We start from the raw sequence: 15,044 nt of genomic DNA on the forward strand, positions 1-15,044 counted from the left end.
GACCGGCGACGGACCGGTGTCGGGCCCCCCTTTTTCGCGCGGATGTGGGAGCCGTCCACGCATGCCCGCGACCAGTCGAGTTCGCCGGCCGCGTTCAGTCCGGCGAGCAGGACCCGGTGCAGCAGGTCGAAGACTCCTGTCTTCTGCCACCGGTCCAGTCGGCGCCAGCACGTCTGCCCCGAGCCGAAGCCCAGCTCCAGGGGCAGGAGTTGCCAGGCTACGTCGTTGTAGAGGACGAACAGGATGCCCTGCAGACAGAGCCGGTGCGGCACCGGCCGAGGCCCTGGAGACCGTTCCGGCCAAGGCGGCAGGAGCGGCTCGATCAGCGCCCACAAGTCGTCGTCCACGATCCACGGCCGAGTACTCACACCGTCACGAACGGCCAAATCGTCACACCGGTCACGGCCAACCAGCACACTTCAACAAGATCGTGTTACGAGCTCTTAGAGGGGCTGGTGCCGGAGGAGCTGTAGGAGCTTTCCGGGCCGTTGACGGGGATTCTTGAAGCCGCTCTGACCGTGTCTCGTGAACAGGCGCACCGGGAAGCGGGTGCTGTCTCTCACCCTGTCAGTAGGCTCGGGACGTGACGGATCACGGCATTGAGTTCCCGGCCTTCCGACTTCATGTTGTGCCAGCGGTTCTCGCCCTTGCGAGTCCCTCGTGGCAGCGCGATGTCTGGCTGCGGCCGGAGGAGTTCGAGGACCTGGACTACGTGGTCACCGTCCTGTTCGACGACTTTTGCAACGCAGACGATCCGGCGCCGTGGCTGGGCAAGAGCCTGCGGACCGAGGAAGAAGTCGCGCTCATGAAGGAGCTGAGCAAGGTCTACTCGACCGTGCAGGAAGAAGTAGGTCGCGGTGCCCCGGACGAGGTCTATCTAGATGCTTCAGCCTGGAGCAACGTGATCACAGTCGCGGGCAGGTTGGCTCATGTGATGGTCACCAATGACCTCCAGGCTGCAGCTCTCCTGCATGAACAGGTCAACCTTCCTCACCGCCAGAGGCCCGCTGAAGGGGCATCGCCGGCCGGGTGAGGATGCGGGTCCGGAGGAGCCTCGAACGAGGCACGGCCATACATGGCCCGCTTGAGTGTTTTCACCCTTCACGTGACCCTCGACGACGTCTGAACTCCACGGGAGGGTAAGGCCGGCGGTGACGGCGGCGAGGTCCTGGCGGAGGAAGCCGGCGAAGCCCTGCATCGGCTTCGGGGCGTCCTGCTCGGCCTGCCGGATCCACTCCAGCAGCAGGTACCCGCGCCAGTGACGGACGAGATCCGCGAACGCGCGGGCGAGGTCGCAGGCCCAGGTGATGTCCGGGCAGGCGACCCGGACCTCCATCAGCCACTGGTCCTGGCTCGCGGTGAGGGTCTCGCGGGGCCGCATGATCCATGACGTGCTGTTCGTCTGGTGGCTACGGCGTCACTGCTCGACCGTCCAACGCTGCCGCGCTTCGTCGCTGCACTCGCGGACCATCACGAAGTCGGCACCGCGCGAGAGGAGTCCCGCCACTGCTGACTGCGGCTATCGGTGCACGGCATAGCCAGAACGACATCCCCTTGGCCCGCCTCCGGAAGCCGGAAGACCCTTCGCACACGGCTCCTCATTCGTCGGCCGCCGCTCCTCCGACAGCAATCCGCTGTACAAGTTCGTCGAGCTGACCTGCGATGATCATCCTTCGGCGCTCCAGTAGATTCCTGTAGACGATCAGAGGTACGGGCTCGCCACTGGAGGCCGCCTGCGTTAGCGCGAAGCGGGCCTCCACCTCCAATGCCAGGTAGGCCCTGCGGCGTGCGTGAGCCGCTCGCTGATGCACCTCCGGCTTCAGAAAGGCGATAGCAGCGCCAAGTCCCGCACTGACGAGCGCTAGTACGGCCGCCGGGATACGGGCATCTGCAGAAGAGAGCCCCGTTGCGCCCGAGATCCCGGCCAGCACGGCAGCCGGAAGTCCAAGCGCGGCATGAGTGAACCGCCAGAACTGCCGGCGGAAGCGGTTCTTCCGGGCTTGTTGTTCGCACTCGGCCCGAAGGTCGGCGACCTGGCTCCCCACAACGTCATCTGCCATGGAGCGAGCCTGCCACCTGGGACTCTAGTCTGGAGGGGCTATCAGGGCTCCGTCGTTCTCGCGATGGGTTGGGGATGATCACGTGAGTCTGAGGGGCGCCAGTGGCGCGTGGTAGCGGCGGTACATGCGCACGGGCTTGCCGGACGCGTGCTTGAATCGGCTGGACTTTCTCTGGCCTGGCGTTGCCGTGCGGACCGGCCTTCTTCCTGCCCATGGAGCTCTTTGTCCCTTCGGGTGTCCCTGACCGCCAAACACTGACGCACCCGGCCTTCCTGGCCGGGTGCGTCAGTGTTCTATCGGGGCGTGGGTGGAGTGGTCAGTTCACGCACGCGGTGCTGGGTCAGCGGCGGTGGTGGCCACCACCGTGGTGGCCCCAGGACTCGTCGTCGACGAAACGCCCGCGGTCGTTGCGGAGTGTGGCGGTGTCGGAGCGGTTGTCCCAGACGTACCGGCGGCGGTCCTGGTACAGGTCGGTGTCGGTGTCGCGGCCGTGGCCGGTGTGGATGCGGACCGTGGCGCGGCCCTCCAGGCGGTAGTGGTCGAAGGTGTAGGTGCGGCCGTCCTCGTCCTTCAGGGTCCAGCCGTCGAGGTTGACGGTGCGGCGGCCGGTGTTGGTGACTTCCACCCACTCACGGTTCAGGGAGCGGTTGGAGCCATCGTCACGGCCGGGGGAGTCGTACTGGACGTCGGAGATCTCCACCTTCGACCGCTCGGGACGGTGGTCGGCGGCGGACGCCGGCAGCGTGACCACCGAGACCAGAGCACCGGCGGCGAGCGCGGCGGCGGCGATACGGCGAGCGGTGACAGAAACGGAAGCGGACAAGAGGTCCCCTTATGGTGCGGACACCGACCTCCGGAGGGGCCCCTGCGGGCTGCCCGGGCAGTCGGGTGTCGTGTGTCGGTGACGGCCGGCTGGCCGCCCGCACACTCTGTCCACGCCGTGGAGGAGATGAGGGGAAAACATGACCTCTATTACCTGTTGTCAGGTTTTCCGTAACTCTCGGATGTAACATCCATCTATATCGCCCTTGCGTGATGTTGACGCGCTGACAGGCGGACAGGCCGTGCGGGGGTTGAGGCGAGGCATCTCTCTGCCACGCTGCGCCACCCCGCAAGGGGCCGGGCCGTCACCCGAAAGTGAGTAACAGCAGGCTGGTTGCCGCGCACTCGGGTTCTGACCTGGAGAACGCGTCTGAGTACGTGCGTGGACGGCACGCTCGCGGCGATGACCTCGTTGCAGCAGGTGCCCTCGCCGAACAATCCGGCTTCACCAGCAGCGACCGACTTTCGGATTGCCTCTGACCGCTGGATAAGGTCGTGGTAACCGAGCTGGGGAGGTAGTTGCATGGCCTACGACATCGTGATCGCGCAGACGACCACCGCCGACGAGGAGCAGGCAAGAGCACTGGCGCGGGGGGCGGTCGAGAGCAAGCTGGCAGCGGGCGTTCACATTGATGCGCCGATCACCGCCTTCTACTGGTGGAAGGAAAAGGTCGAGACGGCGCAGGAGTGGCGGATCTCGTATATGACGACGGCGGACCGTCTCCCGGCGCTGGAGGCGTGGCTGCACGAGAGGCACCCGTACGACGTTCCCCAGTGGGTCACGCTGCCCGTGACCGGCGGGTCCGAGGCGTACCTGTCCTGGGTTGTAGATGAGACGACACGGGACTGACGAGCGACGGGCTGTCCGACGGCGTTCGCGTCCTTAGCCTTCCGACGCATCACGCGAGCGGGCTCAGGACACGAACCGCCGGAGGTGAAGGGCGAGTTCTCGCTCTCTGTCGGGAAGCGACGCGGCGATAGTCGCTGCGCGGTCCTTGCCCATCGTGTTGGGCTTGGCCTGCGCCGCTGAGGCGAACTGGCGTGACACGTAGACGCCTTGATCGACGTCACCTCCACGCAGCAGGGCCGAGGCGAGGTCGCCGAGGACTACGACACCGCCGTCCGGGAGTTCATCTCCGAGGCGGTCTATTGCGCTCTCGGCTGTTTCGGTGAGTTCTGATCGCTTCAACTGCCCGTATACGGAGAGGGCCAACGAGTCCATTCGGTACGGGGTCACGAACCGGACCCACGCCTGCTCGCTGGTGTGATCCGCAAAGTCGTAGGCGAAGCGTGCTCGCTCCAGCGCCCGGAGCGCCCCCGCCTCGTCGCCGGCTGCCGCAGCTTCCTCCGCGTGCCTGCCGAGGATCCAGGCCGCCGCGGTCGCATTGCCGTGGCCTCGCACGTCGCTGGCCGCTTGGGAGAGGATCTCCAGCTTGGCCTTCGGCGTCGAGGCGCCATAGCTGCTGTAGGTCAGGGCCAGCGCTCGGAGGGGAGGGTGCCCGGCTATCGCCGCGCACTGCGACGTGACCTCGTAGTAGGCATCGGCTTTGTCCTGCTCGCCCAGATCCCAGGCCACCCAACCGGCCAGGGCTGCGGTTTCTCCGGCGGCGATGGTGAGAGCCCGTTCGTGCTCGCCCGCACGGGGCAGAGCCGCAGTAATCGCGTCGAGATGCGACTCGACCCTACTTTGGAGCCGGCGGGCGCTGAGGTTGAGTTCCTGGACGTGCAGTTCAGCGGCTCGGTCGATGAGCGCGACGGCGGAGGGCGAATCGATCTTGGCCCCCCTGCTGAGGGCGAAGGCGAGGCGCCCCCAAGGCTCGGCAGCCGCGCTCACGCTCACAACGGCGCCGCCCAGCAGCGTGCGACGCTTCACGTCCTCCTCACCCTCTCCTGCATTGGTTTGCCCCGTTCGCTTCCGAGCGCGGGCAGCCTGAGCCTCCCGCTGTAGATCCTCGAAGGGGACACCACAGGCCGCCGCGATATGGCCGATTGTGTGATTTGTGGGGATGTTTTCGAAGTTCTCATAGCGGCTGATCTCTCGGCGGGTCATGGTGTCCCGGCCGGAGACAGCGTTGATCGCGTCTGCCTGCTTCTCCTGCGACCGGCCCGCATCCTTCCGCAACCGGATGAGCAGGTCGGCGAACGGATCTGGCATGAGTGTGACCTCTGTTGGTGGGCGGAAGCCAATCATGGCCTCATCTCCCCCCTCAGTTTCCCCCTTGACAGATTTTTCCCCCTCGGGATTCCCCTGGTCGATGGCGTCGCCAAGCGATGCGATAGCCCCATGACCAGGCTCCAAGAGGAGACCCCGCCCGGCGGGAGCACCCGAAACTCTGCGGCCACAGCAGCCGTGTCCGGCGTGACGTCGGTTCAGGAGGACACGCGCAGCACGTCAGCGAGAGCCAGCTTGCCGACGACATCCCATGCCTGTCAGGCGGCGTTTCTCCCTGAACTCAGCGCAGTTGGGGAGATACGGCAGACAGCCAGGGCGTTCCTGCGGCGGTGCGGTGTTACGCAACCGGTGGCGGGGTTCGTCGAAGTGGCGGTTTCGGAGCTGGTCACCAACGCCGTGGTTCACGGTGAGGGCGAAGTCTCGCTCCGGATCGGTGTGACTGTCGACGTGGTGCGCGTATCTGTAACCGACCACAGCCCGGCCCCAGCTGTACTCAAGCAAGCGGGGCCCAACCATGAATCCGGTCGCGGAATCCAGCTTGTCGACGCGATGGCGGACGCGTGGGAGAGCAGCGGCAAGGAAACGTGGTGCGAGTTCCGGGACGCGAGGGCTGCGGCTTGAGTCAGACCACTACCTCGCCCCCGACCACGCTCTTGGCCTGTCTGGTTCTGGCCGCGTGGGTGCCTCGGACATGACCGTCACCGGGGCGGTCTTGATCGTCCTAATCCTCGGTCCCACGGCGTGGCTGATTCTTCGCGGTGATCGCTCGAGGAAATCCCCGCCGACGAGCGGAGAACCCACGCCGACTCGGGTTGAGCCGCCGCCCCCGTCCGGTTGAGCACCGGTGACTCGCCTCGTCAACAGTTCGCCGGCCGTTTCGGCGGCCCTGAAGCTATCCCCGGATTCGCGGGGCCTAACGGAGACCCACACGATGAAACGTCTTCCGCGTATCGAGCAGTTCGGCCTGATCGGCGATATGCAGACCAGTGCCCATGTCTGTGATGACGGCTCGATCGACTGGCTGTGTCTGCCGCGCTTCGACTCGCCCGCCCTCTTCACTGCGCTGCTCGGTACGCAGAAGCACGGGGCGTGGCGGATAGCACCGGCCGCAGCGTTCGAGAACACCGATGTGAAGGCCAAACGGGGCTACGTCGGCGAGTCCCTCGTGCTGCAGACGGTGTGGACGACGCCCACCGGCAGCGCGAAGGTCACCGACTTCATGCCGCCGCGGGACGGAGCACCTCAGGTGATCCGCATTGTGGAGGGGGTGTCCGGCGAGGTGCCGATTGTCTCCACGCTGCGCGCCCGTCCTGGATATGGCCGGGTCAGCCCGTGGATCCATGAGCTGGGCGGGCGCATGATCGCCGAGGCCGGCGGAGACGCTCTGTGGCTCGACACGTCGACGGGGCAGGGTGAAAAGGACGGGGCGATCGTCAGCTCGTTCACGGTCACCGCAGGCGAGAGCGTCGCGTTCGTCCTGAGCTGGGGCCCCTCGCACGGGGCCGCGCCGGAGGTCCCGGAACCCGAGACCGCGCTCGCCCAGACGCTTGCAATCTGGGTGGACTGGGCGAGCCGGTGCACCTACAACGGCCCGTACCGGGAAGCCGTTGTCCGGTCGCTGATCACCCTGAAAGCGATGACGTACGCGCCCAGCGGCGGCATCGTCGCCGCGCCGACCACGTCGCTGCCGGAGGAGATCGGCGGCGGCCGGAACTGGGACTACCGCTACACCTGGCTGCGTGACGCCTCCACCACCCTGGGCGCCCTACTCGGGACGGGATACCAGCGTGAGGCAGAGGCGTGGCGGCGATGGCTGCTGCGGGCCGTGGCCGGCGATCCGGAGAACCTGCAGATCATGTACGGGATCACCGGGGAGCGGGATCTGCAGGAGCGGGAGCTGGGGTGGCTGCCCGGCTACGAGAACTCGGTCCCGGTCCGGATCGGCAACGGAGCCGCGGACCAGCTGCAGCTCGACGTGTACGGCTACGTGATCGACACCTTGTATCTCGCGCACCTCGGCGGGGTCGCCCGCTGCGGTGACACTGCCGTCCTGCACCAGCGGCTGGTCGAGCACCTCGCCGAGCGGTGGCAGATGCCTGACGAGGGCATCTGGGAGATCCGCGGGCAGCGACGCCACTTCGTGCACTCCAAGGTCATGGCCTGGGTCGCGGTCGACCGGACGATCCGTCTGGTCGAGGCCGGCGCCCTGGACGCTGGCCTGTCCGCTCTGACCGACCTGCGCGAAGCCATCCACCACGAGGTGTGCACGCGCGGCTTCGACCCGGTCCGCAACACCTTCACCCAGTCCTACGGATCGCAGGAGGTCGATGCCGCCCTGCTGCTGATCCCCCGGGTGGGATTCCTGCCGCCGGACGACCCTCGTGTGCTGGGGACCGTGGAGGCGGTGCGCCAGCAGCTGTCCACCCCGGAGGGCTTCGTACGCCGTTACCCGACCGCCGGCGACCGCGTCGGGCTCGACGGCCTGGACGGTGACGAAGGGACCTTCCTGCTCTGCTCGTTCTGGATGGTCGACGCGCTCGCGCTCACCGGCCGTCTGGACGAAGCCCGCGCTCTCTTCGACCGGCTCCTGGCCCTGCGCACCGACCTCGGTCTGCTCGCCGAGGAGTACGACACCGCGACCGCCCGGCAACTGGGTAACTTCCCGCAGGCGTACAGCCACATCGGAGTGATCGGGTCTGCGCTCCTGCTTCAGCAGCTTGACTCGGGGGCTGGTTCTGACTCGATGCGCGTCCGTGAGGGCATGCGGAGAGCAGGGTCGTGGAAGCAGTCGGGCGTGCACCCGCGCTCCCGCACCCGCCTTGAGGTTGTTCCTGCGCCGCGCGGAGCATCACAGCGAGCCGAGCAGGGATCGGCATGACCCGGCCCCGTCTCGGTTCTCACCCTGACCTGATTCGCTCTGTTTCTGCACCCGCGCCGAAGCAGGAGGCCCGACGGGGCGATGAGGCCCCTCCAGGGTGGTTCCGGCTCGGTCTTCGGCAGGCTCGCCTGCACTGGGGCGCTGTCTTGCTCGCCGCCGCTATCAGCCTGCCCACTTCGGCCTCACCGCCCTCGTCGTGCAGCTCTACACCGGGCCGTAGACCACTGCCGCGAGCAGAACCCGGGTGAGCAGCCACCTCACCAAGACCGTGCCTCACCAGAACGCTGAAGGAGTATGACCATGCCGGCCCCGGACGGGACCCTCACACCGCCGCTTTCCCCTCAGGAACGGGATGCCCTGCTGGGCATCGCCCTGGGAAAGACGACCGCGGAGACGGCGTCCCATATGGGCGTGTCCGAGCGCACCGTGAAGACGTACGTCGTCCGGATCGGCCGAAGGCTCGGGGCCGTCGAGCGTGCCGCCATAGTGGAACTCGCCTACCGGCAGCAACTTTTGGACACCCCGGTGCTCTTGCGTCGTGAGGTCCATCTGTCTGACGGGCAGCGCGTGATCCTGGATGGACTCGCGGCCGGCAAGACCGTCGAGCAGATGGCTGACGGCGAACGGCGCCGATTGTCCGACGTGCGTAAGGACGCTCGGAGCACGCTGCGCGCGCTGGGCGCCTCCACCGCCGCGCACGCGGTCACACGCGGCTGGCAGTTCGGCCTCCTCGGCCCAGCGGCTGGCCGTGAAGCTCTTCGCGACGTGACCTCTGTGGCAGGCCCCTCATGAACGCCCGCACAGAGATCGGCAGTCCGCGGCCGGACAGCGGTGGCGTCCACCGGCATGCGGGAGACGCGTTCGTATGCGATCGTCGGCAGGACTTCGCGCCCGCAGTGATCCGCACCCACCGCGGCGGGCGCTGGCGCCGGGTGGACAGGAACAAGAACGCGGGCGACTGGGCTAAGTTCATCCACCGCGCCGAAGCAGTCGTCTTCGATATTGATGACGGTCAGGAGGGCGGCCCCGGCATCGTCACGGGCGTGATGCCCGCGGAACAGGACGTCGCCGCGCGTCTGGCCGCGTTCGCACTGACCCCGGGTATGGCCATCGCCGAGATCGGCACGGACAGTGGTTGGACGGCGGCCTTGCTGGACCATCACCTCCAGGGCGGTGCGGTCGTCACGGCCGCAGACACCATGCGCCTCGCCGCAGGCGCACAACAACGCCTGGCACGCTACCCGCGGGTACAGGTGGTGAGCGAGCTGCAGGCCGGGGCTATTGGGCCGGCGAGATCGTTCGACGGGCTCCTTGCCCATCGTGCTGTGCGACGCGTTCCGTGGGAATGGGTGACCCGAGTTCGCCCTGGTGGCCGGCTGTGTCTGCCGGTCCGCACCGGCCTCAGCGGCTCCAGCACGCTGCTCGCCCTGCGGGTGGCACGAGACGGCCTGTCGGCCAGTGGTCGTTTCCATGCCGGACCGGCGCCGCAGGCACTGTGGCTGCGCAACCAGCGCCCCGCCGACGCTCCCTTCATCGAGTCGCCAGCGTCCCCACGGACCTCGCAGGCCCCGGACGCAACGCGGGCGGCACTGTCGCCCGACGCGCGTCTGTTCGCCGGTCTCCTTAGTCCTGACCTGAGGATGCAGGTCGTGCGGGGCACCACGGAGTTCGAAGGGGAAGTCGCCGACCGTCTCCGTGTTCATGACCACCGGGCGTCGAGGGCGGTGGTCTTCCTGTGCGGCCCGGGCACCGTCCACGAGTGGGGGCCACGTGCTCTCGGCGCCGTCATGTTCGACGCCCTGGCCCAGTGGCATGCGGCCGGGGAACCGAAGGTTCAGCAACTCGGTGTGACCATCACGGAAACCGAACACACCCTGTGGCTCGGTACGCCCGACGGCTCGTCCTGGCGCCTTCCCGACGCCCTTCTGCCCACCCAGGGGGCGGAGCCTCATGCGTCCTGACCACCCGGCGATGATCCCGTCCGGTCCCGGAGTCCCCGACGCGCTGCCGACCAGTTCACTGAACGGAGCATCGAGCGCCCGGATCCACAACTACCTGCTCGGCGGGCGGGACAACCACGCCATCGACCGTGACGTGGCTCAACAGGCCGTCGCCAGGATGCCGTTCTTGCCGAGCGCTGTCCGTCACGAGCGCAGGTACGTGCTCCTGATGGTCCAGGCCCTCGCCATCGCCGGCGTTCGGCAGCTGGTCGACTTCGGCTGCGGACTGCCCCACTCCCCCAACCCCGTGGACGTCATCACCGGCGTCCATCCGAACGCACGAGCGGTGTGCATCGACCAGGACGCGGTGGTGCACGCCCACACCAGGGCACTGGTGAAGGCCAGCGCGCCGGCCGCTGTCGCCCATCTGCGGGCCGACATCAGCGAGCCCGAAACCGTCCTGGCGTCGCGAGAGATCCTGGAGACGATCAACTGGCGGGAGCCCGTGATCCTGCTCTTCGGCGGCGTTCTCCACCACGTCAACGACACGCCGGCCCACCGCCTTGCCGCGCTCGTCAACGCGTACAAGCAGGTCGCCGCATCGGGCAGTGCCCTCGTACTCACGCATGCCACGGCCGACTTCGCCGGAAAGCCCGCACGCAAGACGGCCAAGTTGATGACGGGCGCCGGCTGCTCCGTCTATCCGCGGACGAAAGAGCAGATCATGTCGGTGTTCGAAGGCTGGCAGCTCGTTCCACCAGGGCTGGCCAAGCCCCAGACGATGACGCTGGAATACCCGATGCATCCTCAGGCCGCGTCGTACGTGGGCATGGCGCGGAAGCAGGGTCGGCATGAGTGAGCTTGACCTTCATCAGAGCGTGCCACCACAGCGTGGGAGGACCGGTAGCGCGGTCGTGCTCTGCGCCCGTCCTCACTGGCCCCGAACACTGCCGGACCATCGCTTACTTCTCTGGTTTTCCGCTAAAATCATGGAAGGCCGGAAACGGTCACCCGGGCGTCGCGGACATGACGCAAGACGACAAGTCTGCGCCCCGGAGGACACCGTGCCCGCCCTGTTTCCCGGCTCAGCCGGTATGACGGCCCGCCTTTGCCGCGCCCGAACCCAATGTGTGGTCACCAGCTGCGCAGACTCTCCATCCGTCGGGCACGCGGAACCCTTCGGGCATCAGCTATGTGGTGCCGACGGTGGCCGAGACGATCAGCGAGATCCACCCACAGACCGGCCGTCGGGGCATCCTCGTGGGCCCAGACCGTACGCCGTCTCCCCCGTCGGCGGGGACCTGGTGCGCGTGCCCCGGCGGCCTTCCCCACCCAAGTCCTCTCACGGCCAGTCCTGTTCTCGGCGGCGAGCCGCTGCCGGACGTCCCTTCCTGCCCGCCAAGGCCACGTTCCGCGAGGTCACCCATGTCTGATCAGTCATACCCGCGTCCAGTAAGCCATCGTCGGCGTGGACGCGGGGCTGAGCCCCTCAGCTGTGAGAAGGGGTTGAGGGGTCGGCTGCGGCTGATGGTGCTCGGCCCAGTTCTCACCGGGGTGGTGCTGTCCTCGGCGTGGGCTGCCCACGCGCTCGGTGGCATTCCTGCGGGATGGCTGGTGCCCGCCGCCGCGTTGGGATGCGGCGGTGTGATCGTCGTCTTCGACCGCCTGGCCATCAGGATGGCGGCCGAGCTGCACCAGCAGCGCACCATCCACGACGACCGGGCCCAGGGCTGGCTACGCCGCTACAAGTCACAGGCCGAGGGCGGCCAGGCGACCATCAGCGTGCTGCTGGAACAGCTCGATCGCGGCGAGCAGCCCGAGCGTCCGAACTTCGGCGCAAGGGTGCCGGCCGTGGCGTCGAATGACCCGTGGCGCGAGGTGGAGACTGTCCTGATCGGGGCCAACGAAGCAGCCTGGAATGCGGTGATGAACCGGAGGCAGGTCGAGCTGGCGTCGACGCTCGTCTACCTCGCAGGTGGCCTTCAGACGCTCGTCGTGCGCGCCCTGGGCATCGTGACAGAGCGAACGCAGCACGTGTCGGATCCCGACGAGCTGCACACGCTGTTCGATCTGGCCAACCTGCTGCGGCGCATCCGCCGGTCGGCGGGTCGCCTGGCCGTGCTGGGAGGGACGAAGTCGCGGCAGGTCGCACAGCCGGTCCCGGTCCTGGACGTGCTGCGCGGAGCCGCAGCAGAGATCGAGAAGTACGCGCGGGTACGTATCCCTCTGCCTAAAGTGCCTGCCCAGGTTCCTGGTGTCGCAGGCCCCGATGTGATCCACATTCTGTCCGAGCTGGCCGAGAACGCGACGCTGTGCTCGCCGCCCGAGACGAAGGTTCTCCTGCGGGCCGAGCCGGTACGCGCAGGGCTGGCCGTGGAGGTCGAGGACCGTGGCTGGGGGTTGAACGACGACCTGCTGCACGAATCCAACCGTCTGCTGGCCGACCCGCAGGCTTCGGACCTGTCCAAGCGGCTCAGGCAGCGCCAGGTAGGACTGCTGGTGGTCGCCAAGCTCGCCCGCCGGTACGGCATCAAAGTCGAGCTGCGCAGCAACATAACCGGCGGTACAACAGCTCTCGTCGTGGTGCCCTGGAGCCTGCTGGAGCAGCCGGGCCAGGCCGAACCCGTGCGCGGACACCGGGTCGGCAGTCTCCCGGCTTCTCCCAGCGCCGGCGCGGCCCGCGGTGGTCCACGGCCGCGGGCAGTGAACCGAACTCGCCCGGGCAACGCGGTGGCAGGGGACTCGGCTGCTACCGGGCCCCGGCAGGCGCCGGTGCGCACACCGGAAAGGGCCGCTGCCCCAGTCGGCCACATGGCCTCGGCAGGCAGTACCCCGCCGGGGAGACCGGTGCTTCCCCAGCGGCCCAAGCGGCAGGAACCCCGCCAGGAGGCCGTCGTCGAAGCGCCGCGCGAGGAACCGCCCGCCCCGCCCCAGGCGGACTTCGTGTCCAACATCACCGGAGCGGCCCGCCGCGCGGAGCAGGACTGGAGCGCCGACGCTCCACAACTCCGTGCGACAGGGCCGTCGAACCATCCCCCGGACTAGAGAACTACGGCCTCAATCCCCCACGCATTGCGCCCGGTTCGCTGAGGCGCCGACCGTACCCGGTACGGAGATACGGAGATTCTCGATGACCGACGAGACGAGCACGAGGCGGCCAGGGCAGGTCCTGGGCTGGCTGTTCGAGCCGCTGGTCAGCCTGCCCCATGTGGTGGGAGTGGTACTGGCCTCGCAGGACGGCCTGGTTCTGGCCTATGCGGGCCTGGACAGCGACGAGAAGGAAGCCGAGACGAAAGCCGACCGGATGGCCGCGGTCATCTCTGGCATGCACGGCGTTGCGCACGGTGTCGCCGAGCTCAACGGCAGCACGGGCCGGGACCTGGAACAGGTCCTGATGAAGCACAAGACTTTCTCCGCGCTCGCGATGCGCGCCGGACGCACCGCGCCGGAGGTGTCGCTGAGCGTCGAAAGCGTCCTGGGGGTGTGGACCACGAGGGATGGGGACGAGGGCGCCGTCGCCTACGAGATGGTGCAGACCATCAAGCGGATGGGGGAACGGCTGAGCACGCAGGCCCGTGTCAGCGGAACGCACCCCGGTGCCGGCCAGTGACGTGGAGGACTTCGGCGGTCAGGCATGGACATGCGAGGACGCCGAGGTTCCCGGCCTCTACGTCCTGACCGACGGCCAGACGACTCCCAGTCATCCACTGGAAGTGCAGACGATGCTGGTCGCCGAGGACACCGGAGTGGCCATCACCCTCGGGCCGGAAACCCAGCGTGCCATCGAGATGTGCCGGGGACAGCCGACGACGGTCGCCGAGATCGCCGCCCTGATCGAGGTCCCCCTGCAGATCACCAAAGTCATCCTGTCCCGGCTCATCGACGCCGGCGCCCTGATCACCGTTGCATCAAGCCCCAGCGCCCCCGCCGAGACCTCACTCCTGGAGGCCGTCCTTGAGGGACTCCGCAATCTCGCCGTCGAGCCCGCCCCCTCGTGCTGACACCGCTCCCGCCGCGCTCAAGATCGTGGTGGCGGGAGGATTCGGCGTCGGCAAGACGACATTCGTCGGTGCCATCTCGGAGATCGCGCCGCTGCGCACCGAAGCGTTGATGACGGCCGCCTCCGCGGGCGTTGACGACCTTTCCCTCCTGGCCGGCAAGACGGGAACCACCGTGGCCATGGACTTCGGACGCCGTACCTTCCCCCCACCCGCACACGTGGTCCTGCTGCTGTTCGGCACTCCCGGCCAGGACCGCTTCTTCTTCATGTGGGACGAGCTGACCCGGGGAGCCGTCGCCGCTGTCGTCCTCGCCGACACCCGCAGGCTCGAGGAATGCTGGCCCGCGGTCGACTACTTCGAGGACCACCAAACGCCCTTCCTTGTCGCGGTCAACGAATTCGACGGCGCCCACCACTACACCCCGGACGAAGTTCGCGCCGCCCTGGAGCTGCCCGACGAAGTGGCGGTTCTGCTCTGCGACGCCCGTAGCACCGCCTCCGTGGCCGACGTGCTGTCCCACCTCGTCGAACGCGCACTGTCCCGCAAACGCAATCCCACGCGCGTATCCCAAGGAGCCCCCCTGTGAACGACACCCCCGGCCCCGGATTCGGCCGGCCGTCTGCCCTGCTCACCCCGGACCAAGGTCTGGACTGGGGGGCGCAGTTGCCGGCCGGTTTCGACCCGGCCGCTCCTCCCGTGGGCGCGCTCGACGCTTTCGCCAGGACGCTGGCAGATGAGGCCGGTGCCCCCTACGGCATCGTCAACCTGTTCGGAGAGCACGAGCAGGTATTCGTCGGCGTGGCCAACCCGACCGGCAGCGACCTGCCCCTGCTGGGGCGCGGTATGCCCTACACCCACGGCTTCTGCCCGCACGTCGCCGTCCTGCGACAGCCCTTCGTCCTGTACGACACCCTCGCTTACGCCGAGTTCGCCAGCAACCCGGTGATCGACGAGTTCGGGGTGCGCTGGTACGCCGGCGCCCCTCTCATCGACCGGCACACCAACACGGTGCTGGGCACTATCTGCGTCATCGGCCCCGAGCCGCTTCCGCGCTCCGCGGCCCGAGAGCACTGGCAGCTCGTCGGGCACCACGCGGGCCTCGTGGGGGACGCCCTCTCCCTGCGTAACGCGCCGCAGTAGAGGCACCGCTGCGCATGGCCGCACCACCCG

The 15,044-nt window shown here is 68.0% G+C and carries 16 protein-coding genes; 12 read left to right on the forward strand and 4 right to left on the reverse strand.

Features of this window, described 5'->3' with window-relative positions; all coding sequences use genetic code 11:
* Positions 1-350, reverse strand: a 350-nt coding sequence (locus tag ACFT4A_RS34350; RefSeq protein WP_382838398.1) for a transposase, incomplete at its 3' end; no start/stop codon positions are given.
* A 233-nt stretch (positions 351-583) separates the two neighbouring features.
* Here ACFT4A_RS34350 and ACFT4A_RS34355 point away from each other — a divergent pair.
* Positions 584-1,033, forward strand: coding sequence for a hypothetical protein (locus tag ACFT4A_RS34355; protein WP_382838225.1), 450 nt, complete (start codon positions 584-586; stop codon positions 1,031-1,033).
* Positions 1,034-1,598: 565 nt separating this feature from the next.
* Here the strand turns inward: ACFT4A_RS34355 and ACFT4A_RS34360 are convergent.
* The gene (locus ACFT4A_RS34360; RefSeq protein ID WP_382838228.1) at positions 1,599-2,060 is read right to left on the reverse strand and encodes a hypothetical protein; all 462 of its coding nucleotides are present in this window, start codon (positions 2,058-2,060) and stop codon (positions 1,599-1,601) included.
* A gap of 340 nt (positions 2,061-2,400) precedes the next feature.
* Entirely contained in the window at positions 2,401-2,883 is a 483-nt protein-coding gene (locus tag ACFT4A_RS34365) for a lamin tail domain-containing protein (RefSeq protein WP_382838231.1), read from the reverse strand.
* A gap of 522 nt (positions 2,884-3,405) precedes the next feature.
* On the opposite strand from ACFT4A_RS34365, the gene cutA reads away from it, so the two are divergent.
* A complete protein-coding gene (gene cutA, locus ACFT4A_RS34370; protein WP_382838234.1) occupies positions 3,406-3,732 on the forward strand; it encodes a divalent-cation tolerance protein CutA in 327 nt (108 codons plus the stop codon).
* A gap of 63 nt (positions 3,733-3,795) precedes the next feature.
* Here the strand turns inward: cutA and ACFT4A_RS34375 are convergent, their stop codons facing one another.
* Positions 3,796-5,037 carry a helix-turn-helix transcriptional regulator gene (locus ACFT4A_RS34375; RefSeq protein ID WP_382838237.1) on the reverse strand — a complete coding sequence of 414 codons (1,242 nt, stop codon included), beginning with the start codon at positions 5,035-5,037 and terminating at the stop codon, positions 3,796-3,798.
* A gap of 129 nt (positions 5,038-5,166) precedes the next feature.
* On the opposite strand from ACFT4A_RS34375, the gene ACFT4A_RS34380 reads away from it, so the two are divergent.
* The 10 genes from ACFT4A_RS34380 to ACFT4A_RS34425 all read left to right on the forward strand — a co-directional run bounded on the left by ACFT4A_RS34380 (position 5,167) and on the right by ACFT4A_RS34425 (position 15,014).
* The gene (locus ACFT4A_RS34380) at positions 5,167-5,676 is read left to right on the forward strand and encodes an ATP-binding protein (protein ID WP_382838239.1); all 510 of its coding nucleotides are present in this window, start codon (positions 5,167-5,169) and stop codon (positions 5,674-5,676) included.
* A gap of 310 nt (positions 5,677-5,986) precedes the next feature.
* On the forward strand, positions 5,987-7,933 hold the full coding sequence (locus ACFT4A_RS34385; RefSeq protein WP_382838241.1) for a glycoside hydrolase family 15 protein: 1,947 nt from the start codon (positions 5,987-5,989) through the stop codon (positions 7,931-7,933).
* Between the two features lie 300 nt (positions 7,934-8,233).
* Positions 8,234-8,725 (forward strand): response regulator transcription factor, encoded by a 492-nt coding sequence (locus tag ACFT4A_RS34390; protein ID WP_382838244.1) that lies wholly within the window; start codon positions 8,234-8,236, stop codon positions 8,723-8,725.
* On the forward strand, positions 8,722-9,894 hold the full coding sequence (locus tag ACFT4A_RS34395) for a methyltransferase (protein ID WP_382838247.1): 1,173 nt from the start codon (positions 8,722-8,724) through the stop codon (positions 9,892-9,894). The genes ACFT4A_RS34390 and ACFT4A_RS34395 overlap by 4 nt, the downstream gene beginning before the upstream one ends.
* Complete coding sequence (locus tag ACFT4A_RS34400; protein WP_382838250.1) at positions 9,884-10,732, forward strand: SAM-dependent methyltransferase; 849 nt, start codon at positions 9,884-9,886, stop codon at positions 10,730-10,732. Before ACFT4A_RS34395 ends, ACFT4A_RS34400 begins: the two co-directional genes overlap by 11 nt.
* A 668-nt stretch (positions 10,733-11,400) precedes the next feature.
* The gene (locus ACFT4A_RS34405; RefSeq protein WP_382838253.1) at positions 11,401-12,918 is read left to right on the forward strand and encodes an ATP-binding protein; all 1,518 of its coding nucleotides are present in this window, start codon (positions 11,401-11,403) and stop codon (positions 12,916-12,918) included.
* A gap of 85 nt (positions 12,919-13,003) precedes the next feature.
* Positions 13,004-13,483 (forward strand): roadblock/LC7 domain-containing protein, encoded by a 480-nt coding sequence (locus ACFT4A_RS34410; RefSeq protein WP_382838256.1) that lies wholly within the window; start codon positions 13,004-13,006, stop codon positions 13,481-13,483.
* Positions 13,470-13,874: a DUF742 domain-containing protein gene (locus ACFT4A_RS34415; protein ID WP_382838259.1), complete on the forward strand. Its 405-nt coding sequence runs from the start codon at positions 13,470-13,472 to the stop codon at positions 13,872-13,874. Before ACFT4A_RS34410 ends, ACFT4A_RS34415 begins: the two co-directional genes overlap by 14 nt.
* Positions 13,828-14,460 (forward strand): ATP/GTP-binding protein, encoded by a 633-nt coding sequence (locus ACFT4A_RS34420; RefSeq protein ID WP_382838262.1) that lies wholly within the window; start codon positions 13,828-13,830, stop codon positions 14,458-14,460. Before ACFT4A_RS34415 ends, ACFT4A_RS34420 begins: the two co-directional genes overlap by 47 nt.
* Complete coding sequence (locus ACFT4A_RS34425) at positions 14,457-15,014, forward strand: GAF domain-containing protein (RefSeq protein ID WP_382838265.1); 558 nt, start codon at positions 14,457-14,459, stop codon at positions 15,012-15,014. The genes ACFT4A_RS34420 and ACFT4A_RS34425 overlap by 4 nt, the downstream gene beginning before the upstream one ends.
* Positions 15,015-15,044 lie beyond the last annotated feature (30 nt).

Origin of the sequence: Streptomyces sp. NPDC057099, assembly GCF_042671245.1 — a bacterium.
GTDB classification, from domain to species: Bacteria; Actinomycetota; Actinomycetes; order Streptomycetales; family Streptomycetaceae; genus Streptomyces; species Streptomyces purpurascens.

Excerpts from the sequence above, each read along its gene's own strand:
- ACFT4A_RS34385 (WP_382838241.1), top strand. The coding sequence starts at position 5,987 with ATGAAACGTCTTCCGCGTATCGAGCAGTTCGGCCTGATCGGCGATATG.
- ACFT4A_RS34380 (WP_382838239.1), top strand. The coding sequence starts at position 5,167 with ATGACCAGGCTCCAAGAGGAGACCCCGCCCGGCGGGAGCACCCGAAAC.
- ACFT4A_RS34375 (WP_382838237.1), bottom strand. The coding sequence starts at position 5,037 with ATGCCAGATCCGTTCGCCGACCTGCTCATCCGGTTGCGGAAGGATGCG.
- cutA (WP_382838234.1), top strand. The coding sequence starts at position 3,406 with ATGGCCTACGACATCGTGATCGCGCAGACGACCACCGCCGACGAGGAG.
- ACFT4A_RS34360 (WP_382838228.1), bottom strand. The coding sequence starts at position 2,060 with ATGGCAGATGACGTTGTGGGGAGCCAGGTCGCCGACCTTCGGGCCGAG.
- ACFT4A_RS34410 (WP_382838256.1), top strand. The coding sequence starts at position 13,004 with ATGACCGACGAGACGAGCACGAGGCGGCCAGGGCAGGTCCTGGGCTGG.
- ACFT4A_RS34395 (WP_382838247.1), top strand. The coding sequence starts at position 8,722 with ATGAACGCCCGCACAGAGATCGGCAGTCCGCGGCCGGACAGCGGTGGC.
- ACFT4A_RS34390 (WP_382838244.1), top strand. The coding sequence starts at position 8,234 with ATGCCGGCCCCGGACGGGACCCTCACACCGCCGCTTTCCCCTCAGGAA.
- ACFT4A_RS34405 (WP_382838253.1), top strand. The coding sequence starts at position 11,401 with ATGGTGCTCGGCCCAGTTCTCACCGGGGTGGTGCTGTCCTCGGCGTGG.
- ACFT4A_RS34400 (WP_382838250.1), top strand. The coding sequence starts at position 9,884 with ATGCGTCCTGACCACCCGGCGATGATCCCGTCCGGTCCCGGAGTCCCC.